This is a genomic window from Marinobacter excellens LAMA 842 (genome assembly GCF_001574445.1).
GTDB classification, from domain to species: domain Bacteria; phylum Pseudomonadota; class Gammaproteobacteria; order Pseudomonadales; family Oleiphilaceae; genus Marinobacter; species Marinobacter shengliensis.
Map to the genome: position 1 here is coordinate 109,101 of NZ_LOCO01000002.1, position 21,565 is coordinate 130,665.

Sequence of the window (21,565 nt, forward strand, 5' to 3'; positions counted from 1 at the left end):
GTTAACGAGGTCTCCTGTGTCTGACCGGCCGGGATTTCGGGCGGCCGGGTTTCGGTTTGCCGGTTGCCGGGCTGTCAGGCAGGTGCACGGTCTCAAGCCGATACTGCCCGGGCTCGAGATTGTCGAGTGTCCAGTCACCAATCCGGTACCGAATAAGTCTAAGGGTAGGGTAGCCAACGGCTGCTGTCATGCGCCGTACCTGGCGGTTACGGCCTTCGGTGATGGTGAGCTCAAGCCAGCTGGTCGGAATGGTTTCCCGGTGCCGGACTGGCGGAACCCTGGGCCAGACGGTCGGTTCGTTCATTCGGCGGGCTGTAGCGGGCCGGGTTAACCCATCTTTCAGCTTGACACCCTGACAAAGCTGCTCAATGGCCTGCTGGGAAATCTCACCATCCACCTGAACCCAGTAGGTTTTTGGCATTTTGTTGTCAGGTGCGGCAATTCGATGTTGCAGGGGGCCGTGATTGGTCAGCAGAAGCAAGCCTTCAGAGTCGTAGTCCAACCGGCCAGCGGGGTAGAAGCCGGGTTTCTTGATCCAGTCGGCAAGTGTTGCGCGGGGGTTGTTCTGGCGTTCGTCGGTGAACTGACTTAATACCTGAAATGGCTTGTTGAAAAGAATCAGCTCCGCCATGCACGGGGTCCTGTCTCGCTAACGGGTGCTCGAAAGCGGCAAGCGTAAAGGATAAAACCCTGTGAAAAAAGCATAAAAAAACGTACCTGCCAGCTGAACTGGCAGGTGAGAGTGATTGGCCAAGGCGCCTTCTCAGGCGTTAACGGCTCTGGGCGGATATCCGTCCCGGCCTGACGATTGGTCCCGGGAGGACGGCTCAGACTGTTTGCCCCCAATTTCAGAGGGCTGCTTCGCCTGAGTTTCGTCAGGAACGATATTGACGGCGTGCACCCCTTTGTCACTGGGCTTTTTCTCAAAGGTGACCGCCTGGCCAGCTTTCAGCGTTTTGTAGCCGTCCATTTGCACCGAAGAGAAGTGGGCGAACAGGTCATCGCTGCAGCCGTCTTCGATGATAAAGCCGTATCCCTTGGCGTTGTTGAACCATTTGACCTTGCCTCTAGGCATGATGAACTCCCCTGTTCCTTTGCTGTCACTCTTATTATTGGAATTGCTGCCTGAGACCCGGACGGGCCGGGTCATAAATGGTGCGATTCGGCATGGCAGGTGTCGCTTGCTGTTACATGCCGGTTGCACAGGTTTACATTATTTTACAATGCACCTTAACTGTCGGCCAAACCCGGGCTCGAGTCAAGGGGCAGTAGTCGCCGAATGAGTGGTTCAACAAGGTCCGGAAGCGGTATCATGTCCGTATTGATAAATAACTCACGCTTGAACCGGGCTTTCGCTTGAAAACCGGGTTGCGGGCAACCACATTTAGTCAGGAAACCGAATAACCGGTAAACAGAACCATGCGGACAATTGAGAATTCTCTACTAGTATTTAATCAGGGGGAGGACGAACAGCCCGGGCGTCATGAAGGTGTTAGTGTTGCGCCCGAGAAGCCAGCTCTGAAGCGCCCGGCCCGGTATCGGGTTGTGCTCCTGAACGATGACTACACACCCATGGATTTCGTGGTGGATGTACTGATGAAGTTCTTCGGAATGAACGAAGAAAAGGCGACGCAGGTGATGCTGCTCGTCCATACGCAGGGAAAAGCCGTATGTGGGGTATATACCCGTGACATCGCGGAAACAAAGGCGGCACAGGTGAACCAGTATTCTTCGGAATGCGAGCATCCGCTCCTTTGCGAGATTGAACGTGCGGACTGATAGACGGCGGGGTGGCCCATGCTGAGCAAAGATCTGGAAATTACGCTGAATACGGCCTTCAAAAATGCCCGTGATAAGCGCCATGAATTCATGACGGTCGAGCATTTGTTGCTGGCTCTCCTCGATAACGAATCGGCGGTGGGTGTCCTCAAAGCCTGTGGTGCAGATCTCAAGCGCCTTGAAGATGAACTGGTCGAATTTGTCGACTCCACTACACCATTAATTCCAAGCACAGACAGCGAGCGTGAAACCCAGCCAACGCTGGGATTCCAGCGCGTGCTGCAGCGAGCGGTATTCCACGTCCAGTCCTCTGGCAAAAAAGAGGTGACCGGTGCCAATGTACTGGTGGCTATCTTCAGCGAGCAGGAGAGCCAGGCGGTATATGTCCTGAAGAAGCAGAGCATCGCCCGGATTGATGTGGTCAATTTCGTTTCCCACGGTATCTCCCGGGTTCAGGGCGCGGAAGACCAGGAAGGCGCGGACCATGCTGCCCATGAAGAGGCCGGCGAGGAAGGCTCCCAGTCCAGGCCGCTGGAAAGCTATGCCACCAATCTGAACGAGCAGGCCCGTCAGGGCCGCATCGACCCGTTGATTGGTCGCGAGCACGAAGTAGAGCGTGTGGTCCAGATACTGGTGCGTCGTCGCAAGAACAATCCGTTGTTGGTGGGCGAGGCCGGTGTTGGCAAGACCGCTATTGCCGAAGGACTGGCCAAGCGAATTGTGGATGGCCAGGTACCGGAGATCATTTCCGATGCGGTGGTGTATTCCCTGGATATGGGCGCCCTGCTGGCGGGCACCAAGTACCGGGGCGATTTTGAGAAGCGCCTGAAGGGCTTGCTGAGTGATCTGAAGAAGCAGAATCACGCCATTCTGTTTATTGACGAGATCCACACCATTATTGGGGCAGGTTCGGCCTCGGGCGGGGTGATGGATGCGTCCAACCTGCTCAAGCCCATGCTGAGCTCCGGGGAGTTGCGTTGCATCGGCTCCACCACCTTCCAGGAGTTCCGCGGCATCTTTGAGAAAGACAGTGCTCTGGCACGTCGCTTCCAGAAGATCGATGTGAACGAGCCAAGTGTCGAGGATACCTACCAGATTCTCAAAGGGCTGAAGCCGAGCTTCGAGAAGCACCACGACCTGAAGTACACCGACAAGGCGCTTCGGGTGGCTGCTGAGCTGGCGGACCGCTACATCACCGACAGGCATCTGCCAGACAAGGCCATCGATGTGATCGACGAAGCCGGCGCAAGGCAGCGCCTGCAGCCGGAAGACAAGCGCAAGAAGACCATTGATGTTACCGACATCGAAGACGTGGTCGCGAACATCGCCCGGATTCCGCCGAAGAACGTGTCCACCAGCGACAAGGATCTGCTGCGTAACCTTGAGCGCGATCTGAAAATGGTGGTATTCGGACAAGACCCGGCCATCGAATCTCTGGCCACGGCGATCAAGCTGGCCCGTGCCGGCTTGAAAGCGCCGGAGAAACCGGAAGGCGCCTTCCTGTTTGCGGGCCCAACCGGGGTTGGTAAAACAGAAGTGACCAAACAGCTGGCGAAGGTGCTTGGCATAGAGCTGGTGCGGTTCGACATGTCTGAGTACATGGAGCGGCATACCGTGTCTCGGCTGATTGGTGCGCCTCCCGGTTATGTCGGCTATGACCAGGGTGGCCTGCTGACCGAGGCGGTTAACAAGCACCCGCACTGCGTGTTGTTACTGGATGAAATTGAAAAGGCGCACCCGGAAGTGTTCAACCTGCTGCTGCAGGTGATGGACCACGGTACCCTGACCGACAACAACGGTCGGAAGGCCGATTTCCGCCATGTGATTCTTGTGATGACCACCAACGCCGGTGCCGAGAGTATGGCTCGTCGTTCCATTGGCTTCAGCGAGCAGGACCACAGCACCGATGGCATGGAAGTGATCACCAAGACCTTCACGCCGGAGTTCCGTAACCGCCTGGACGGCATTATCCAGTTTGCCGACCTGCAGAAGGAAACCATCACCCACGTGGTCGACAAGTTCCTGACCGAACTTCAGGCCCAGCTGGATGAGAAGCACGTGGTGCTGCACGTGGACCATGCGGCTAAATCCTGGCTGGCAGAGAAGGGCTACGATGTCACCATGGGTGCCAGACCGATGGCTCGCCTGATTCAGGACAAGATCAAGCGGCCGCTGGCTGAGCAGATCCTGTTTGGCCGGTTGTCGGAGAAGGGCGGAGACGTGTTCATTCAATTGAAGGATGATGAGCTGGTCTTTGACTATGAGGACGAGCCAGCCGAAGCGGTTTGACCGCAATCGTTGGTAATGGAAGCCGCTGCCGGGCTATGCCCGGCAGCGGTTTTTTTGTGGTGCGCCTTGACGGGCGCTGTCTTGGTGCAGGTGGGCTGGCTGTTAACCGGTTGACCGAAGCAGGCCCCAGCGCCTGGCCGTGCTGTCAATCCATTTCAGGGCAACTTCTGTCAGTTTAAGGCAAAGAATGCGTGGCGATTTGCCACGGCTTGCCAATAACAACGATAAGGAAGCAGCCCAATGAGGACGTTCCGTGAATTTCCCCTTACCCTGGCAGTGATTTTTGGTCTGTTGGTGCTCCTGGTTCGCCCGGCACTGGCGGCTACCGAAAGAAAGCAGTTCTGCGTGTTTGATGTGGCCGGCGCTAACGGCTTTGTCTATCAGTTGCTTCGTGATTACCAGCGCGGCGCAGTCTCCGCAGGTACGTCTCTGGTGATGCAGCCCTACACAGATGAAGACCTGGCCATCAGGGACTTTCGCGAGGGCCAGTGTGACCTGGTGGCACTCACCGATATGGGGGTGCGGCATTTCAACGATTTTACCGGTTCGATCAGCGCCATCGGTGCCGTACCTTATTATGAAGACTTGCGGGTCTTGCTGCATGGTCTTGCCAGCCCGCGTATCGCGAGACACCTGAGCCAGGATGGCTATGAGGTGCTTGGTGTCGCGCCCATGGGCGCGGCTTACCTGTTCGTCAATGACCGGGCCATTAACCACGTTGAAGCGCTCAAGGGTAAACGCATCACGGTTTTTGAAGGCCACCATGATGCCCGACATATGGTGGAGTTTGTGGGTGCCGAGCCGGTGCCGGCGAAGATCTCGAACTTTGCCCGGGTTTTCAACTCAGGTCAGGCTGACATGAGCTATGCGCCGGCAGCGGCCTGGGAAGTGCTTGAAATGTTCCGTGGGGCAGGCGATCGGGGTGGCATCATTCGCTACCCGGTCGGTCAGGTGACAATACAGCTGGTGGCGCGGGAAGGTGCATTCAGTCCCGAGTTTGTTCGGGAGTCCCGGAAACTGATGGCCCGGCTCTATCCGGATGCCATCAGGGTTATTCGGCAATTCGAGGACCGTATACCAAGTGATCGGTGGGTGGATATTGGTCCGGAGGACATGCGGGAGTATCAGGAAATGCTCAGGCAGGTACGCATAGATCTACTGTCGAATAAAGGGCAAGAGGCCCAGTTGGCCGCCGCTGTTTATCACGAAGATATGATGACGATTCTGCGCAAGATACGTTGTTATACAAACCCGGGTGCCATGGAATGCTCGGATCAGAACCGCGAATGATGGTCAGCGAACGCCCGACTTACCAGATCTAACAAAAAAGCCCCGCAGAAGCGGGGCTTTTCAGATGTCACTGGAGCATTAACGGGCGCGGTACACAATGCGGCCCTTGCTCAGGTCATAGGGAGTCAGCTCAACCTTGACCTTGTCGCCTGTCAGGATGCGGATGTAGTTCTTGCGCATTTTTCCTGAGATGTGAGCGGTTACAACGTGACCGTTGGCCAGCTCAACGCGGAACATGGTGTTGGGAAGGGTGTCGATAATAACCCCTTCCATTTCAATGACATCTGATTTCGCCATTCAGTAAAAACCTCGTTCGGGAATGCTTTCGGTGATTTTAAATTGCGCAATTCTGCCTGATTTCTTAACGTTTGGCAAAAATCAGTCCAATTGCATCTCTCGCCAGTGGCCGTCGCGCAGGGCTTCGATCGGGGTAAAGCGGGTTTTGTAGTTCATTTTCCGGCATTCTTTGATCCAGTACCCCAGATAAAGATGGGGCAATTCCCGCCGGCGGGCTTCTTCAATTTGCCAGAGCACGGCAAAGGTTCCCAGGCTTCGGTGTTCCAGTTCCGGGGCGAATATGGTGTAGATGGCCGACAGGCCATCGTCCAGCAGATCCACGGCGGCCAGCCCCACCAGTTCACTGTCCAGGGAAATCTCCAGGAACCAGGAGTCTGTTGCCCCCTCTACCAGAAACGACATGAACTGCTCCCGGGAGGGTGGGTACATGTCTCCGTCCTCATGGCGTTCTTCTATATAGTGGGCATAGAGGCGATAGTAGCGCTCGCTGAAGGCGGCTGGCACCAGTCTGCAACTGAGGTCCTGGTTTTTGCGCAGCACCCGCCGTTGATTGCGATCAGGCTTGAACTCATCAACTTTCAGGCGAACAGGCACACAGGCATTGCAGTCTTCACAGTGGGGGCGGTAGTAATGTGAGCCGCTGCGACGAAAGCCAAGGGCCGTCAACTGGCTGTAGAGTTTCTTGTCGATGTGGGCCCGTGGGTCCACAAACATGGTGGTGGCTTCGCGGTCTGGCAGGTAGCTGCAATCATGGGCTGGTGTTGCAAAGAAAACCAGGGTTCTGAGGTTGCTCATTCATGCCTCCGGGCCGGGCCAGCGCCAGGTGAATGTCCAGTCTGGCTGATCCGCTTTCCGATCCACACATGCCCTGAGTATAGATAAAAATTCCGCCCGCGGGATAGCCCTGGCACCCATGCTCAGCAGGTGGCTGCTCTCAACCTGGCAGTCCATCATCTGGTAGCCCCAGACCGCCAGTTGGTTGGCAAGGTGTACCATGAGCACTTTGGAGGCATTGGTCTCCAGAGAAAACATCGACTCTCCGAAGAAGCATCGCCCCAGGGCCAGGCCGTACATGCCGCCAGCCAGCTCGCCCTGTTGATTCCAGATTTCAATGGAGTGGGCGATGCCTTGCCGGTGTAGCCTAGTGTACGCGGTGACCATGTCATCGGTGATCCAGGTGCCCTCGGCACGGGTATTGGCGCAAAGGCGGATGATCCGGCTGAAACACTGATCGGCGGTGACCTCGAAACGACGCTGGTTCAGGGTGCGCCGCAGGCTACGGGAGATATGAATCTCGTTGGGGAGGAGCACGCACCGTGGGTTGGGCGACCACCAGAGGATGGGCTGGTCGTCACTGAACCAGGGAAAGATGCCGTTGCGATAAGCCAGCAACAGTCGCTCTGATGACAGGTCGCCACCCAGGGCCAGCAGGCCGTCCGGGTCGTCCAGTGCTTCGTCTGCCGGGGGGAACCAGAGCTGATCCGGGTCCAGCCAGGGTAGCGACGTCATGTTGCGATTACCTGGATCAGTCCTGTTGATCCAGGAATTTTTCAGCATCCAGGGCGGCCATGCAGCCAAAACCGGCAGAAGTAACCGCCTGGCGGTATACATGATCAGCCACGTCGCCGGCGGCAAACACGCCGGGAATGCTGGTTTGGGTTGCCATGCCATTGAGCCCGGAATTGATGCGGATGTAACCGTTATCCATCTCGAGCTGGCCTTCAAACAGGCCGGTGTTGGGCTTGTGGCCAATGGCGATGAAGACACCGGCCAGTTCCATATCCTGAGTGCTGCCGTCTTCCATGCTCCGGATGCGCATGCCGGTAACGCCGGTGCCATCGCCCAGAACTTCGTCCAACGTATGGTTCCAGACAATCTTCACATTGCCGTTTTCTGCTTTCTCGAACAGTTTATCCTGCAGGATCTTCTCGGCTCGCAGTTTGTCCCTGCGATGAACCAGGGTCACCTCGTCAGCGATGTTGGAGAGATACAAAGCCTCTTCCACTGCCGTATTGCCGCCACCAATCACCGCGACTTTCTGTTTCCGGTAGAAAAAACCATCGCATGTGGCGCAAGCCGACACGCCCTGACCTTTAAACTTCTCCTCGGATTCCAGCCCGAGATACATGGCAGATGCGCCTGTGGCGATAATCAGGGCGTCACAGGTGTACTCTCCGCCATCACCTTTCAGCCGGAACGGGCGGTTGTTCAGGTCAGCTTCGTTGATGGTGTCGTAGATAATGTTGGTTTCGAAGCGTTCAGCATGCATCTGCATGCGCTGCATCAGTTCCGGGCCCTGAACGCCATCGTTATCGCCCGGCCAGTTGTCCACATCGGTGGTGGTGGTGAGCTGACCGCCCACTTCAATACCGGTAATCAGTGTTGGGTTCAGGTTGGCGCGGGCCGCATACACGGCAGCGGTGTAGCCGGCCGGGCCGGAGCCAAGAATGATCAGTCGTGAGTGTCGGGTTTCGCTCATGGAATGCTCGCTGGTAATTAGGAGTCAGGTTCAGTCCGGCCGTGCGGACTGTTGATTAATTAAGAAGTCGAAAGGCTAACATGAAATAACCAGGCTGCCATTCGTTTCCGATAATGCGGCCAATTAAGCTTCGCTATATGGGCATTGCGGAATTATTCAAGTACTGAGACGGTGGTCAGCAGCTGCCGGACCCTTTCTTTGCTTTTGCCGGACTCTCCCTGCTCGAGGCGATGCTCGGCAACGGACGGGAAGACCGCCTGGATATCGTCTGGCAGCACATGGTTGCGGCCTGCCATCAGTGCCCAGGCTTTGGCGGCCCGGAGCAGACCGAGGCCAGCCCTCGGGGAAAGGCCATACAGCAGGCCGGGCATGCGACGGCTTTGTTCGAGCAGACGCTGGAGGTAATCCAGCAGGGCCGGGCTGGCAGTGACCTCGTCCACGGCACCTTGCAGTGCCTGCAGTTGGTCGTGGGGGAGGATGGCCTGGAGCCTGTCTGTGAGGGTCTTGCGATCCTCGCCTTCCAGCAGTTCCCGCTCGGCCTTCGGATCCGGATACCCCAGGCGCAGGCGCATCAGGAAGCGGTCAAGCTGGGATTCGGGCAGCGGAAAGGTGCCGCCCTGTTCGATGGGGTTCTGGGTGGCAATCACGAAAAACGGCGAGGGCAGTGGCCGGGTTTCGCCCTCAATGGACACCTGTCGCTCTTCCATGGCTTCCAGCAACGCGCTTTGAGTACGGGGCGAGGCCCGGTTGATCTCGTCTGCCAGTACAACCTGGGCAAAAATCGGGCCCGGATGAAATACCAGGCTGCCGGCCTGCTTGTCATACATGGAATAGCCCAGAACATCGGCGGGTAGCAGATCGTTGGTGAACTGGATGCGCTGATAACTCAGGCCCATGATCTTGGCCAGGGCGTGGGACAGGGTGGTTTTGCCCATCCCGGGAATGTCCTCGATCAGCAGGTGGCCGCGGGCCAGTAATCCACACAGGGCCAGCCGAACCTGGGTGTCCTTGCCCAACAGTATTTTGTTGAGTTCGGTAACAACGCTGTCCATCTTTTGTTTCATGCAGGCCTCAGTCCAGTACCCGTTTCAGAATGTCTTCGTAGGCATCAATGCGACGATCACGGAGATACGGCCAGATGCGCCGAACGGATTCGGTGCGGCTGCGATCAAGTGTGGCGGTCAGGATGCACTCGCTCTGGTCATCCCCCCTGGCCAGGAACTCGCCCTGAGGGCCACAGATAAAGCTGTTACCCCAGAATCGAATGCCCTCGCCCTGGCCAGTGGGGTCAGGTTCGGTGCCAACCCGGTTGGGTGCAATAACGGGCAGGTTATTGGCGACGGCGTGGCCCCTTTGCACTGTGACCCAGGCCTCCAACTGCCGGGCCTGTTCGGCTGGGTCGTCGGTAATGTCCCAACCGATGGCGGTGGGGTAGATCAGGATATCAGCACCGGCCAGCGCCATCAGGCGGGCTGCCTCCGGGTACCACTGGTCCCAGCACACCAGAACGCCCAGTTTTCCGATTGAGGTGTTGATCGGGGTGAAGCCGCTGCGGCCATCATTGAACCTGGCATCACCGGGGGTGAAATAGAATTTCTCGTAGAAGCCCGGGTCATCGGGGATGTGCATCTTGCGGTAGATGCCAGCCAGGCTGCCGTCGGTATCAAACACCACCGAGGTATTGTGGTAGACGCCGTTCATGCGCCGTTCGAAGATGGAGCCGACCAGAACAATCTCCAGTTCGCCGGCGAGATCTGCCAGCCGGTTGCTGGTGGGGCCGGGAATGGGCTCCGCCAGTTCAAAAATGTCTGTGTCTTCTGTCTGGCAGAAATACAGCGTGGCATGCAACTCTTGCAGCACCACCAGTTGTGCGCCGCCCTTGGTGGCTTCACGGATCAGTTTCTCAGACGTGGCGAGGCTGGCGGCCTTGTCGTCGGTGCACTGTTGCTGGATGGCCGCAATCTTCAGCTGCGGGTTCTCGGGCCGGCTAGTCATAGAGTGACCACTCCTGCGGGAATCTGCATGGTGACACAGTGAAGGCTGCCGTGCTGCTGGATCAGCGGGCGGCAGTTGATCGCAACAATCTCCCGGTCAGGGAAAATGTCGGCCATGATTCGGATGGCTTCCTGATCCTGCGGTACATCGTACACAGGCAACAGAACCGCGCCATTGATGATCAGAAAGTTGGCGTAGGTGGCGGGCAGGCGCTCGCCGTCTTCATCATGGATGGCATCCGGCCAGGGCAGGGCAGTCAGTTGATAGGGGCTGCCATCCTTCTGCCGGAACTCCTGCAGTTCTTCTTCCATGGCTGCCAGTGCACTGTAGTGTTCATCGGCTACGTCCGGGCAGGTGACGTAGCAGATGTGGTCGGGGGCGCAGAATCGAGCCAGCGTGTCGATGTGGCTATCCGTATCGTCACCGGCCAGGTAGCCGTGGTTCAGCCAGAGAATCCGATCGGCCCCCAGAAGTTCCGACAGTAACTGTTCAATAGCCGAGCGGTCCATGGAGGGATTTCGGGACGGTGTCAGCATGCATTCGCTGGTGGTCAGGACCGTGCCCTGGCCGTCGGACTCGATGGAGCCGCCTTCCAGAACGAAGTCCACAGACTGCAAACGATGGCCGCCAAAGACGCCGGCATTCGCCAAGTGCTGGTTAAGCGCGTTGTCTTTTTCCCACGGAAACTTGCCACCCCAGGCGTTGAACCGGAAGTCCAGCAGGGTGAGGCCGTCGCCGGTGTCGACCGTTATCGGGCCATGATCCCGCGCCCAGGTGTCGTTAGCAGGTGCCGGGACGGTGATCACACGCCCCGGAAGGCCGTTCTCTTCTGCGAAATGGTTCAGTTCCTGGCCGAGTTTCTGCAGCCGTGCCACAAATTCACAACTGATCACCAGATGCTCAAATCGAAGCACCTGGTGAGCAATGTTCAGGAAGACAGGTTCAACCTCGTCCATTATCCGGGCCCAGTCAGTGCCCGGATGAGGCCAGGTCAACATGACTGCGCTCTGGGGCGCCCACTCCGCAGGCAACACTCGCTTGGATGTCACTGTATTTGTCACCTTGGTTCGCAAAAGCCGCCATTCTATCTGACCATTGCCACAACGTCAGGCCGTGGGCGGAAAAATGGGACCTTTGTCCGGAGGGGGATTAGCGGTTGCGCTTGACGACAGTGTGTAGCACCCGGTCGTGTTCGAAATAGACGATAAAATCGGAGTAGTGCCACTGGCTGATTGGAGGCTCACCTACTGGCCCCTGGATATCCTGAGGAGCGCCCCAGCGGTTGCGAACCGAGGCCTGGGTCATGCCGGTGGTCGGCAGGCTGACCTGGCTGCGATCGGCCTGGCTGCCAACGGGAATTTTCAGCTGTTCGGCCTGCAGGTTGGTTGCCAGGCCGGCAGACATCAGGGACGTCAGTGCCACGGCGGTAATCAGGTTTCGCTTGTTCTTCATTGGGTTCTCCATTAATGCCTGGTTCCCGCGAACGATACCGCAGGACATGGATAAAACGTAATATCCCGAAAAAACGGGCAAAAGTCAGTGTTTTTTCAAAGTTTACTCTTTTTGCCGCTGCCGGATTTGCCAACGCATCACATGGCGGGCAATTTGTTGGCGGCTACTGTCGTCAAGTTGAACGAACTCGGTGTGAACCCTTGCTCCGCCCCGATCATCTACCTCTGCGCTCAGAACTTCTGCAATGGCTTGAGGTTGATAGAGTTCCGGTGGCAGGGTCATACGTACCGCAATACGGTCGCCCTGGTTCCAGGCAGGGGTGCTGCTGAAAAACGACAGGCCACCCTCGCTGAGAGTCACATCCTGCCAGTCCTCCGGTTGCAACGGATTTTGCTCAAAGGCGATAATGCGCGCCAGCGTGTCGAGCTTGCTGTTCATGGATTTGATTAATCCGGTCAGTAGCCGGTCACGTTCCGCCAGGCTGGCGAGGTGTGCTTTTACGTCCTGGTCCAGCCGGCGGAATTCAGCTTTGAGGCTTTCCAGTGGCGATCCATTGAACGGATCATCCTGCTCGCTGTCAGCGTTCCCGGAGAGACGGCGGATTTCAAGGCCAATACGGTCCTCGATCCGGAAATACTCGCGTCGGTCGGCTTTGGCATCGGTGATCGGTGGCGTGATAGGCGAGCCTGGCATTCGGTCTCCGGCGGGCTGAAATTTTATTGGTAAAGAGTAGTTTAGCAGTTTCCCGGAGGCTCGCGAGTGATCCGGGGTACCAAACCACGACAGGCCAGAAGGTAGCGACAGGCACCTCCCCATGTTCAGACCCTTATCGTTCTATATCGGCTTGCGGTATACCGCAGCCAAGAGACGTAATCACTTTATATCCTTTATATCGCTGACTTCCATGCTCGGGCTGATGCTTGGCGTGGCGGTCCTGATCATCGTGTTGTCCGTCATGAATGGTTTTGACCGGGAATTGAAGCAGCGCATTCTGGGCATGGTGCCCCACGCCACGATTCAGGGGGCTTCGGGCCCGCTGGAAGACTGGGAGGAGATTGATCGCCGCGTACAGGAGCATCCACGGGTACTGGCGGCCGCGCCCTTTATTCAGGGCCAGGGCATGGTGACTGGCGGAGGTGATGTTCGGGGAGTGATGTTAAGCGGCATTGTGCCCGAGCAGGAAGCCACGGTATCGATCATTGAGAATCACTTCATTGAAGGCAGCCTGGATGAACTCAAGCCGGGAGAGTTCGGCATTATCATCGGTCGGCTGATGGCCAACAGCCTCAGGCTCCAGGTCGGAGACAAACTGACGGTTGTCCTGCCCGAGGCCTCGGTAACCCCGGCCGGCGTGCTGCCGAGACTCAAACGATTTACCGTCAAAGGCATATTCAGTGTCGGTGCCGAGCTGGATGGCAACTATGCGCTGATTCATATGGACGATGCGGCCCGCCTGATGCGAACCGGTGGCCGTGCTGAGGGCGTGCGGCTGCTGGTGGATGACCTGTTCGCGGCCCCACGCGTGGTCAACCAGGTTGCGCTGGATCTGGGGGGGCGTTACTACGTATCTGACTGGACCCGTACTCACGGCAACCTGTTCCAGGCTATCCGGATGGAAAAGACCATGATTGGCCTGTTGCTGATGTTCATTGTGGCCGTGGCCGCTTTCAATATTGTTTCCACCCTGGTCATGGTAGTCACCGACAAAACCGCAGACATCGCGATTCTGCGAACCATGGGGGCGACACCCGGGCGCATTATGCGAATTTTCATCATTCAGGGCGCTGTAATAGGTATCTTTGGAACCCTGATGGGAACCGCGCTCGGAATCTTCGGAGCCCTGAATATCAGTGGTTTCATTTCCTGGCTTGAGGGACTGATGGGGCATCAATTCCTGAGTGCCGACGTCTACTTCATCAGTTACCTGCCGTCCCAGTTGCAGTGGCAGGATGTGGCCATTATCAGCAGCGCCGGAATGGTGATGAGCCTGCTGGCAACCATCTACCCGGCATGGCGGGCATCCAGGGTCGAACCGGCAGAGGCGTTACGTTATGAGTGAAGTAGAAATGACCACCAGCAAGCCTTTGGTCATCGACTGCCGCCAGGTTACCCGAACCTACGACCAGGGCCCCGAGACATTGACGATTTTCTCCGACATTTCCCTGGAAGTGTCGGCAGGCGAAACCGTTGCCATCGTGGGCAGCAGTGGTGCTGGCAAAACCACGTTGCTGAATCTGCTTGGCGGCCTGGACCGGCCATCATCCGGCCAGATTCATATCTGTGGTGAGGATATTCACCGGTTGTCGGAGGCCGGCCGGGCACGTTTCCGCAATGGCCACCTCGGCTTTGTCTACCAGTTCCATCATCTGTTGCCGGAGTTCACCGCGTTGGAAAATGTGATGATGCCCTGCGCACTGGGCGGTCAGTCGCTGGCTGTGGCCAGGCAGAAAGCCGAAGCATTGCTGGACCGGGTTGGCCTGGGCAAGCGATTGAAGCATAAGCCTTCCGAGCTGTCTGGCGGTGAGCGCCAGCGGGTGGCCATTGCCCGGGCACTGGTCAACGAGCCCCAATGTGTGTTGATGGACGAGCCAACCGGTAATCTGGACGAGCATACCGGCGAGGGTATCAGGGCTCTGATTGAGGATTTGAGAGAGCAGTCTGGCATTGCCTTTGTGATGGTCACCCACGATATGCGAATGGCGCGGAGTCTCGGTCGGGTGTTGCGACTTGAGCAAGGGCGATTGGTTCAGGAGGCCTGATTGCGGGTCTTCTTGCAGGCTCTTCTCGAGAAGCGCCGAACCTGCCAGTCTGTGCGGATTTTACGCCGCCAAAGGTACTGGATGATCAAATAGGCGCTGCAACCCGCAGCGGTCGCCACCACAATTGACCCAACATAGAGCGGCACGCCAATCTCCATCAGGCGGCTGCTCAGCCAGGACCAGGAGAGCTGGAACTCAAAAGCCAGCACGGGGCGGTCCAGAATCCAGGCGCCGACTTTGTAGTTAAAGTAAAAGATGGGCGGCATGGTCAACGGATTGCTGATCCAGACCAGGGCGACGGACAACGGCAGGTTGGCATTGATCCAGATGGCCATGCCTGCTGCCGCCGCCATTTGGAATGGCATCGGGATAAAACTGAGAAATAGCCCGATCAGGAACGCGCGAGACACACTGTGCCGGTTGATGTGCCACAGGTTGGGTTCATGAAGGATATCGCCCAGAAAGCGCAACGATTCGATGGATTGCACTTTTTCCGGGGAAGGCAGATACCGTTTCATGAACTTCTTGGGCATAGGAAGTTCGGCCTGTTGCTTCGGAATGGATAACTTCCGGCACCCTGAGCGCGCCGGGCTAATGCACTGGAGGACAAGGATTGTCCGGTCTGATTCATACTCACCAAACGCCTGAACACAGCGTAGTCGGCGCGCCCGGCATTGTCGCGTTCTCGTGCGGCGTTATCTTACTGTATCAACTAACGCTTTTACCACCGCCCGGGTGGCTGTTTCTGGCGGGATTATTGCTCGTGGGCATTTCCGTTCTGGCCAGGCAGAAAGTCCTGCAGCGTATTATCCTGCTATTGGTGCTGGTTTTACTGGGACTGGCCTGGGCAAGCTGGCATTCAGAAACCCGCTTGGCGGAACGTTTGCCGAGTGACTTCGAAGGCATGCGCGTGGAACTGTCCGGTTATGTCTGTGAGCTACCACAAGCCGGCAGTTTCGATAGCTTGCGCTTCAGTATTTGTGGTGTCAGCTGGGCAGAAGAAACTCGGCAGAGTGCGGGCCAGCCGCTACCCGGCCGGATTCGCCTTTCCTGGTATGGCCGGAATGATCAGGCGCTGCCCGGCCATCGGCTGAGACTGGAGGTGGTCCTTAAACGGCCGCACGGCAACCTGAATCACGAGGGGTTTCGTTATGAGGATTGGCTGTTCAGGAAAGGTTACCGGGCAACCGGAAGCGTTCGGGCAGTCGCCCTGGACCATGACCTTCATTGTGGCTGGCATTGCCGGTACCACGCCTGGCATCAAACAGTCGCTGAGCAGGTTCATCGGCATTTTTCGGATGCCAGTGAATACCCATTGATTGCCTCGTTACTGATTGGTCACCGCGGTTATCTCACGGATCAGAATTGGCAAACGCTTCGGGCGACGGGCACGATTCACCTGGTGGCAATATCAGGATTGCATTTGGGACTGGTGGCGGTTGGTGCCGGCCTGGTTGCCCGCCGATTCACCATGTCAGTGCCGGCACACTGGCTGGATGAGCGGCGCAGGCGAATCGCAGGCTTTGCGTTGGTTATCCTGTGTTGCCTGTTCTATGCACTGGTTGCCGGGTTTACCGTGCCAACCCGCCGAGCCTTGATCATGGTTCTGGTTGGCGGCTGGTACCTGCTGCTGGCCCGGCAGACCAGTGTCTGGCGGCCCTTCTGCGTAGCCTTGTTTCTGGTGCTGTTGCTTGACCCGTTCGCGCCGCTGGATCAGGGGTTCTGGTTGTCCTTTGGTGCGGTGGCAGTTTTGCTGGCGATATTCAGCGGGCGCCTGGCAGGCCCCGGCTGGCTCAAGGGGCTGGTGTTGGCACAGGTAGCGGTTTTTGCAGGCTTGTGGCCATTGTTGACCGGGCTTGGGCAGAGCCAGCCGCTGGCGGGTTTGGTGGCAAACCTGGTGGCGATTCCCTGGGTATCACTGGTTGTCATGCCGGTGCTGTTCGCAGGTGCTTTGTTGGTACTGGTGTCTGGTGGCGCGGTGGCGGGTTGGGTAAGTTCGCTGCTTGATGCAGTCCTTAGCCCGTTGATGGCCTGGCTGCAGTGGGTGGAGCAACTGGCGGCTCCAGTGTCCGTATTAACGCCAGAGGCATCACCCTTTTTGCTGGCATTGTTGGCGGCTGTCGTCGTTCTGCTGCTCCGTTTCCCTGACAGGGTTTTTCGCCTGATGACCGTGGCGTTAGTCGGGGCCTGGGCGGTCACGGCGGTGCTGACAAGGCCTGCCGCCATTAACCCAGAGGTGGTGGAGCCGGAAATTCGTGTCTGGGATGTCGGCCAGGGTCTGTCTGTTCTGGTGCGTGTGGGGCGCAAGGCACTGGTTTACGACACAGGGCCGGAAGTACGGGGTGTGTTTTCGGCTGTTGACTCGACACTGCTTCCGAACCTCCGGGCCCTGGGGATTAACAAACTTGATCGTCTGATAATCAGCCACGGTGACAGTGACCACGCCGGTGGCCTGGTACAGTTGCTACAAGCCGTCGATGTGGGGCAGATACAGAGCGGTGAGCCGGAAGTCGTGGCCGGGATTCTGGACGAAGTGGCGGGGAAATCGGTAGGACAATGTCGGTCAGAGCCGTTCGAGTGGCATGGGGTGGTGTTCGAATTCTGGCAGTCCCAAGCCGAGCGTACAGGAAACGATGCGTCCTGTGTGGTCCGGGTTCACCATCCTGCAAGCGGTTCTGAGGTGCTGCTCACCGGGGATATCAGTAAACGGGTAGAGGCAGAGATGCTTGCCCCCGGCGCGGTGCCGTGGTTGCGCAAAGCGATGGATTTCCGTCTGGTACTTGCACCGCACCACGGCAGTAAAACATCGTCTTCTGCACCGTGGATCGATTTTGTCGCCCCCGACTGGGTAATTTACACAGCGGGTTATCGGCATCGATACGGCCACCCCCATCCTGACGTGGTGGCCCGCTACCAGCTGGCGGGCGCTCGCCCACTCAACACCGCCTGTTCCGGAGAGATCGTTATCACCCTGCGCGAGGATGGCCCAGAAATCAGTGAGCTACGCCACACTGCGCCGTTTTGGATCCAGGGGGCGGGGCTGACCCGTGACCAATGTAAAATACCGTGACATTCCGGGTGTGGCCTGAACCGGCAGCTATGCTAAAGTAGCGCGGCTTGTAACTAATCAGGGAGATCAAGCGTGTTCGAGCTGTTGAAAGCCGGTGGCATCCTGATGGTGCCCATTGTTGCCTGTTCCATCCTGGCGCTTGCCATTGTTCTGGAGCGATTCTGGACTCTGCGGGCCTCCAGGGTAGCGCCCCCACAATCGATTAACGAACTCTGGCGCTGGATCAAGAAAAAAGAACTGAACGGGCGCAAGCTCAAGGCGCTTCAGGGCTCATCACCCCTGGGCCGTATACTCGCTGGCGGGCTGATCAACGCCAAGCACGGCCGGGAGATCATGAAAGAGAGCATTGAGCATGAAGCCAGCCAGGTCATCCATGATCTGGAACGCTTCCTGAACCCCCTCGGTACCATTGCCACTATTACACCGCTGCTGGGCTTGCTGGGTACGGTCATCGGTATGATCAAAGTATTTGCGGAAATTCAGCTGGCGGGCGTGGGTAACGCCGGTAATCTCGCTGGCGGTATTTCGGAAGCGCTGATCACTACGGCCGCGGGCCTGAGCGTGGCTATTCCCGCCCTGATTTGTCACCGCTACTTCATTCGTCGCGTTGATGAGCTGGTCGTTAACATGGAGCAGGAAGCCATCAAACTGGTGGAAGTGGTTCATGGCGACCGTGAAATCGACGTGGAAGGAGCCTGAACACCGTGAAGTTCAAGCGCCAGAGAAGCCAGGAGGTCGGGGTTGACCTGACGCCACTGATCGATGTGGTGTTCCTGTTGCTGATTTTCTTTATGGTGTCCACCACCTTTACCCGGGAAAGCCACCTGCAGGTGGATTTGCCCGAGGCGAGCGGCGAACCGGTTTCGCCCTCTGAGGTAAGGCAGATCGATGTGGTGATCAATGCTGAGGGCCAGTACATCCTGAACGAGAGGACCCTGGTCAATAATCGGCGTGAAACCCTTGAGCGGGGTGTCAGGGAATTAGCTGAGGGAGACAACAGCTTGCCGTTTATCATTACGGCCGATGCCAGAACTCCCCATGAATACGTTGTGCGTGCCATGGATGTGGCCGGCCGCCTGGGGTTTGCGAAACTGAGCATAACCACAGAGCGGGAGGCTGAGACTCCGTGATCGATGCAAGGCCGGAACCTTTGAAGGTACCGCCAACCGGAAGCTGGGCAACGTACAAACGATTGCTCGCCTATGTGAAGCCTTTCTGGTTCGCGTTCTCCCTGGCCGTTCTGGGGAACATTATCTATGCAGCGGCCTCCACAGGCATGGCGGCTGCCATGGAGTATGTGATTACCGCCATTGAGAATCCGACGGATCAGAACCGGTTGTTGTTGACGGGTCTGATTGTCGGCATTTTCGCCTTGCGGGGGGTGGGCACCTTTTTCAGTCAATACTTCATCAGTTACGTCGGGCGGCAGGTAATCAATGCCCTCCGTAATGATGTGTTCGATCGCCTGATGACACTGCCGTCCCGGTATTATGATGACAATGCCTCGGGCAGGTTGGTGTCCAAGCTCACCTTCAATGTCGAGCAGGTGGCCGAGGCCTCAACCAACGCTATTACTATCACCCTCCGCGAAGGCCTGACCATCGTTGGTTTGCTCGGCTTTATGCTGTACACCAACTGGAAGCTGACCCTGGTGTTCCTGACCGTGGGGCCGGTGATCGGGCTGGTGGTGAATTACGCCAGCAAGCGCTTTCGCCGAATCAGTAAGCGCATTCAGGGTTCGATGGGTGATATCACCCACGTGGCTTCAGAATCCATCTCCGGCTACAGAGTGGTGCGCACCTTTGGCGGTGAGGACTACGAACGTGAGCGCTTCCGAGACGTCAGCGACCAGAACCTCAAACAAAGCCTGAAAATGGCCTCCACTCAGGCCATCAGCGTGCCGGTCATCCAGGTGTTGGTGGCGATCGCCATTGCCGCGCTGGTCTGGACCATGTTGTCTCCGGAAATTCGTGGTGAGATGAGTACCGGCCAGTTAATCGCCTTCATTACGGCGGCGACGACCATGGCCAAGCCCATTCGCCAGGTAACCTCGGTGCACGCCAAGATTCAGAAGGGCGTGGCTGCGGCCTATGACGTGTTCGAAACTATGGACGAGCAGCCAGAGGAGGATCGCGGCGAATACACCCCAGAGCGTGTGGAAGGCCATATTGAGTTCGACAAGGTGTGCTTCCGCTATCGTGATCAACTGGATAATGTTCTGGACGGCATTTCAGTGAGCGTGCCGGCCGGGCAGAGTGTGGCACTGGTCGGCCGTTCGGGCAGTGGTAAATCGTCTATGGTCAGCCTGCTACCCCGATTCTATGAGTATACCGAGGGTGACATCCGAATCGATGGCAGGTCTCTCAAGGAATTCTCGCTCAAAGGTTTGCGTTCCCAGATTGCTCTGGTGAACCAGAACGTGGTGCTGTTCAACGACACCATTGCCGCCAACATCGCCTACGGTGCCTTGCGCAACTGCAGTCGTGAAGAAATCCGGGAAGCGGCCGCCAAGGCTCATGCCCTCGAGTTTATCGACCGGATGCCGGAAGGTCTGGATACCATGATCGGGGATAACGGTGTGATGTTGTCTGGCGGCCAGCGCCAGCGCTTGGCCATTGCCCGGGCTCTGCTGAAGAACGCCCCGATCCTGATCCTTGATGAGGCCACCTCGGCACTGGATACCGAGTCGGAGCGGCATATTCAGGAAGCCCTTGAGACGGTGATGCAAGGCCGGACGACGCTGGTGATTGCCCACCGCCTGTCCACCATCGAAAAGGCGGACCGGATACTGGTGATGGACAAAGGCCATATTGTCGAATCCGGCACGCATGAGGAATTGCTGGCGGCAGATGGCGCCTATGCCCAGTTACATCAGATCCAGTTCAGCGAGCATGCATGAGCAGCAGCCGTATTGACCGCTTTTGGTATGGCCAGGGCAAGCCCCTGGCCATCCTGGGTCCATTGGCCTGGCTGTACCGTGTGGTGTCTGAATCGAAACGCCGGAAAGCCTGGCAGGCCCGCAATGAAAGCTTGCCCGTGCCGGTCGTAGTAGTTGGCAATATCACCGCCGGTGGTACCGGCAAATCCCCCCTGACCGCGCGGCTGGTGCAACGCATGAAGCAGGACGGCTGGCATCCGGTTATCCTGAGCCGGGGCTACGGCGGCAAAAGCGATCATTATCCTTTGTTGGTAAAAGACACTACGCCGGCATCGGTCTGCGGTGATGAGCCGCTGATGCTGGCGCTGGCCACGGGGTGCCCGGTGGTGGTCGATCCCGACCGTTGTCGCGGTGGGCGCTGGGCCCTGGAGCAGGCACTCGGCGATGTCCTGATCTGTGATGATGGCTTGCAGCATTACCGCTTGCCCAGGGATATTGAACTGGCGGTTTTCGATGCCGGCCGAGGCATTGGTAACGGTGCCCTGATTCCGGTGGGCCCCCTGCGCGAACCGGTAACACGGCTCTCGAGTGTGGATTTTGTGATTCTCAATGGTGAAGCGTTCCCGCCGTCGGGTCAGCAGATCGACGAGTTTGCCGGCGTTGCGCATCCCGAGATCCATGCCATGTCACTGCAGCCGGCGTCGTTGGTCAACCTAAACTCCGGGGAGACTCTGGCGCCCTCCGCACTCGGGGGCCGGTCAGTGCGTGCGGTCGCCGGAATAGGCAACCCGGGACGTTTCTTCGACACACTGAGGAATCTTGGAGCACAGGTCACCGAAGCGGCTTTTCCAGATCATCACCGCTTCCGCCCGGAAGACCTTGGTTCCAGCGCTGGCGAGTGGCTGGTCATGACCGCGAAGGATGCGGTCAAATGCCGGGGCTTTGCCCCCGATAACGCCTGGGTATTGACGGTGGATGCCTGCCTGTCGGAACCTTTTGAACATCGCTTTCTGGAACGGCTCAGGGCATGCTCTGGGCAGTTGCATCAACAAAATATTGAGAGAACCAACCATGGATAAGAAACTGTTGGCCATGCTGGCCTGCCCGGTGTGTAAGGGTGAACTCAAGCTCAACGATGCCCGTACCGAGCTGATCTGTTACCAGGACGCCATGGCGTTTCCGATTCGTGAGGGAATTCCTGTCATGCTGGCCGTAGAGGCCCGTACCCTGAGTACCGACGAACGGCTTGATAAGCACTGACACACCCGCCAGCAGGA

General features: G+C 57.7%; 23 protein-coding genes. 11 read left to right on the forward strand and 12 right to left on the reverse strand.

The window, feature by feature from the left end:
• Position 1 precedes the first annotated feature (1 nt).
• Positions 2 to 631: a pseudouridine synthase gene (locus J122_RS02580; protein ID WP_061330993.1), complete on the reverse strand. Its 630-nt coding sequence runs from the start codon at positions 629 to 631 to the stop codon at positions 2 to 4.
• 132 nt (positions 632 to 763) lie between these two features.
• Entirely contained in the window at positions 764 to 1,075 is a 312-nt protein-coding gene (locus tag J122_RS25990; protein ID WP_058089870.1) for a cold shock domain-containing protein, read from the reverse strand.
• Positions 1,076 to 1,419: 344 nt separating this feature from the next.
• On the opposite strand from J122_RS25990, the gene clpS reads away from it, so the two are divergent.
• The 3 genes from clpS to J122_RS02600 all read left to right on the forward strand — a co-directional run bounded on the left by clpS (position 1,420) and on the right by J122_RS02600 (position 5,358).
• Positions 1,420 to 1,779, forward strand: coding sequence for an ATP-dependent Clp protease adapter ClpS (clpS, locus tag J122_RS02590; RefSeq protein WP_061330994.1), 360 nt, complete (start codon positions 1,420 to 1,422; stop codon positions 1,777 to 1,779).
• Between the two features lie 18 nt (positions 1,780 to 1,797).
• A complete protein-coding gene (clpA, locus tag J122_RS02595; protein WP_058089552.1) occupies positions 1,798 to 4,068 on the forward strand; it encodes an ATP-dependent Clp protease ATP-binding subunit ClpA in 2,271 nt (756 codons plus the stop codon).
• A gap of 240 nt (positions 4,069 to 4,308) precedes the next feature.
• On the forward strand, positions 4,309 to 5,358 hold the full coding sequence (locus tag J122_RS02600) for a putative solute-binding protein (protein WP_227510066.1): 1,050 nt from the start codon (positions 4,309 to 4,311) through the stop codon (positions 5,356 to 5,358).
• Positions 5,359 to 5,436: 78 nt separating this feature from the next.
• Here J122_RS02600 and infA read toward each other — a convergent pair whose 3' ends face one another.
• The 9 genes from infA to J122_RS02645 form a co-directional block, all read right to left on the reverse strand.
• The gene (infA, locus tag J122_RS02605; protein ID WP_058089554.1) at positions 5,437 to 5,655 is read right to left on the reverse strand and encodes a translation initiation factor IF-1; all 219 of its coding nucleotides are present in this window, start codon (positions 5,653 to 5,655) and stop codon (positions 5,437 to 5,439) included.
• An 81-nt stretch (positions 5,656 to 5,736) separates the two neighbouring features.
• Entirely contained in the window at positions 5,737 to 6,450 is a 714-nt protein-coding gene (locus J122_RS02610; protein WP_061330995.1) for an arginyltransferase, read from the reverse strand.
• Positions 6,451 to 7,164: a leucyl/phenylalanyl-tRNA--protein transferase gene (aat, locus tag J122_RS02615; RefSeq protein ID WP_061330996.1), complete on the reverse strand. Its 714-nt coding sequence runs from the start codon at positions 7,162 to 7,164 to the stop codon at positions 6,451 to 6,453. It lies immediately after the preceding gene.
• Between the two features lie 16 nt (positions 7,165 to 7,180).
• Positions 7,181 to 8,134: a thioredoxin-disulfide reductase gene (gene trxB / locus J122_RS02620; RefSeq protein WP_061330997.1), complete on the reverse strand. Its 954-nt coding sequence runs from the start codon at positions 8,132 to 8,134 to the stop codon at positions 7,181 to 7,183.
• Positions 8,135 to 8,286: 152 nt separating this feature from the next.
• Positions 8,287 to 9,198 carry an AAA family ATPase gene (locus J122_RS02625; protein ID WP_061330998.1) on the reverse strand — a complete coding sequence of 304 codons (912 nt, stop codon included), beginning with the start codon at positions 9,196 to 9,198 and terminating at the stop codon, positions 8,287 to 8,289.
• Positions 9,199 to 9,205: 7 nt separating this feature from the next.
• On the reverse strand, positions 9,206 to 10,129 hold the full coding sequence (locus J122_RS02630) for a carbon-nitrogen hydrolase (RefSeq protein ID WP_061330999.1): 924 nt from the start codon (positions 10,127 to 10,129) through the stop codon (positions 9,206 to 9,208).
• Positions 10,126 to 11,178 (reverse strand): agmatine/peptidylarginine deiminase, encoded by a 1,053-nt coding sequence (locus tag J122_RS02635; protein ID WP_082780493.1) that lies wholly within the window; start codon positions 11,176 to 11,178, stop codon positions 10,126 to 10,128. The genes J122_RS02630 and J122_RS02635 overlap by 4 nt, the downstream gene beginning before the upstream one ends.
• 100 nt (positions 11,179 to 11,278) lie before the next feature.
• Positions 11,279 to 11,581 carry a hypothetical protein gene (locus J122_RS02640; protein WP_061331001.1) on the reverse strand — a complete coding sequence of 101 codons (303 nt, stop codon included), beginning with the start codon at positions 11,579 to 11,581 and terminating at the stop codon, positions 11,279 to 11,281.
• A 102-nt stretch (positions 11,582 to 11,683) separates the two neighbouring features.
• Positions 11,684 to 12,274 (reverse strand): PilZ domain-containing protein, encoded by a 591-nt coding sequence (locus J122_RS02645; RefSeq protein WP_061331002.1) that lies wholly within the window; start codon positions 12,272 to 12,274, stop codon positions 11,684 to 11,686.
• A 121-nt stretch (positions 12,275 to 12,395) separates the two neighbouring features.
• On the opposite strand from J122_RS02645, the gene J122_RS02650 reads away from it, so the two are divergent.
• A complete protein-coding gene (locus J122_RS02650; protein WP_061331003.1) occupies positions 12,396 to 13,640 on the forward strand; it encodes a lipoprotein-releasing ABC transporter permease subunit in 1,245 nt (414 codons plus the stop codon).
• On the forward strand, positions 13,633 to 14,340 hold the full coding sequence (locus tag J122_RS02655; RefSeq protein ID WP_061331004.1) for an ABC transporter ATP-binding protein: 708 nt from the start codon (positions 13,633 to 13,635) through the stop codon (positions 14,338 to 14,340). The genes J122_RS02650 and J122_RS02655 overlap by 8 nt, the downstream gene beginning before the upstream one ends.
• Here the strand turns inward: J122_RS02655 and J122_RS02660 are convergent.
• Positions 14,328 to 14,873, reverse strand: coding sequence for a DUF2062 domain-containing protein (locus J122_RS02660; RefSeq protein WP_061331005.1), 546 nt, complete (start codon positions 14,871 to 14,873; stop codon positions 14,328 to 14,330). The two genes, J122_RS02655 and J122_RS02660, sit on opposite strands and share 13 nt — an antisense overlap.
• An 80-nt stretch (positions 14,874 to 14,953) precedes the next feature.
• Between J122_RS02660 and J122_RS02665 the strand changes: the two genes are divergently transcribed.
• The 6 genes from J122_RS02665 to J122_RS02690 all read left to right on the forward strand — a co-directional run bounded on the left by J122_RS02665 (position 14,954) and on the right by J122_RS02690 (position 21,548).
• Positions 14,954 to 17,410 (forward strand): DNA internalization-related competence protein ComEC/Rec2, encoded by a 2,457-nt coding sequence (locus J122_RS02665; RefSeq protein WP_227510067.1) that lies wholly within the window; start codon positions 14,954 to 14,956, stop codon positions 17,408 to 17,410.
• Positions 17,411 to 17,482: 72 nt separating this feature from the next.
• Positions 17,483 to 18,109: a MotA/TolQ/ExbB proton channel family protein gene (locus J122_RS02670; protein ID WP_058089566.1), complete on the forward strand. Its 627-nt coding sequence runs from the start codon at positions 17,483 to 17,485 to the stop codon at positions 18,107 to 18,109.
• A gap of 5 nt (positions 18,110 to 18,114) precedes the next feature.
• Positions 18,115 to 18,540: an ExbD/TolR family protein gene (locus J122_RS02675; protein WP_061331006.1), complete on the forward strand. Its 426-nt coding sequence runs from the start codon at positions 18,115 to 18,117 to the stop codon at positions 18,538 to 18,540.
• Complete coding sequence (gene msbA, locus J122_RS02680; protein WP_061331007.1) at positions 18,537 to 20,309, forward strand: lipid A export permease/ATP-binding protein MsbA; 1,773 nt, start codon at positions 18,537 to 18,539, stop codon at positions 20,307 to 20,309. Before J122_RS02675 ends, msbA begins: the two co-directional genes overlap by 4 nt.
• A complete protein-coding gene (gene lpxK / locus J122_RS02685) occupies positions 20,306 to 21,367 on the forward strand; it encodes a tetraacyldisaccharide 4'-kinase (protein WP_061331008.1) in 1,062 nt (353 codons plus the stop codon). Before msbA ends, lpxK begins: the two co-directional genes overlap by 4 nt.
• Positions 21,360 to 21,548, forward strand: coding sequence for a Trm112 family protein (locus J122_RS02690; protein WP_011785222.1), 189 nt, complete (start codon positions 21,360 to 21,362; stop codon positions 21,546 to 21,548). The genes lpxK and J122_RS02690 overlap by 8 nt, the downstream gene beginning before the upstream one ends.
• Positions 21,549 to 21,565 lie beyond the last annotated feature (17 nt).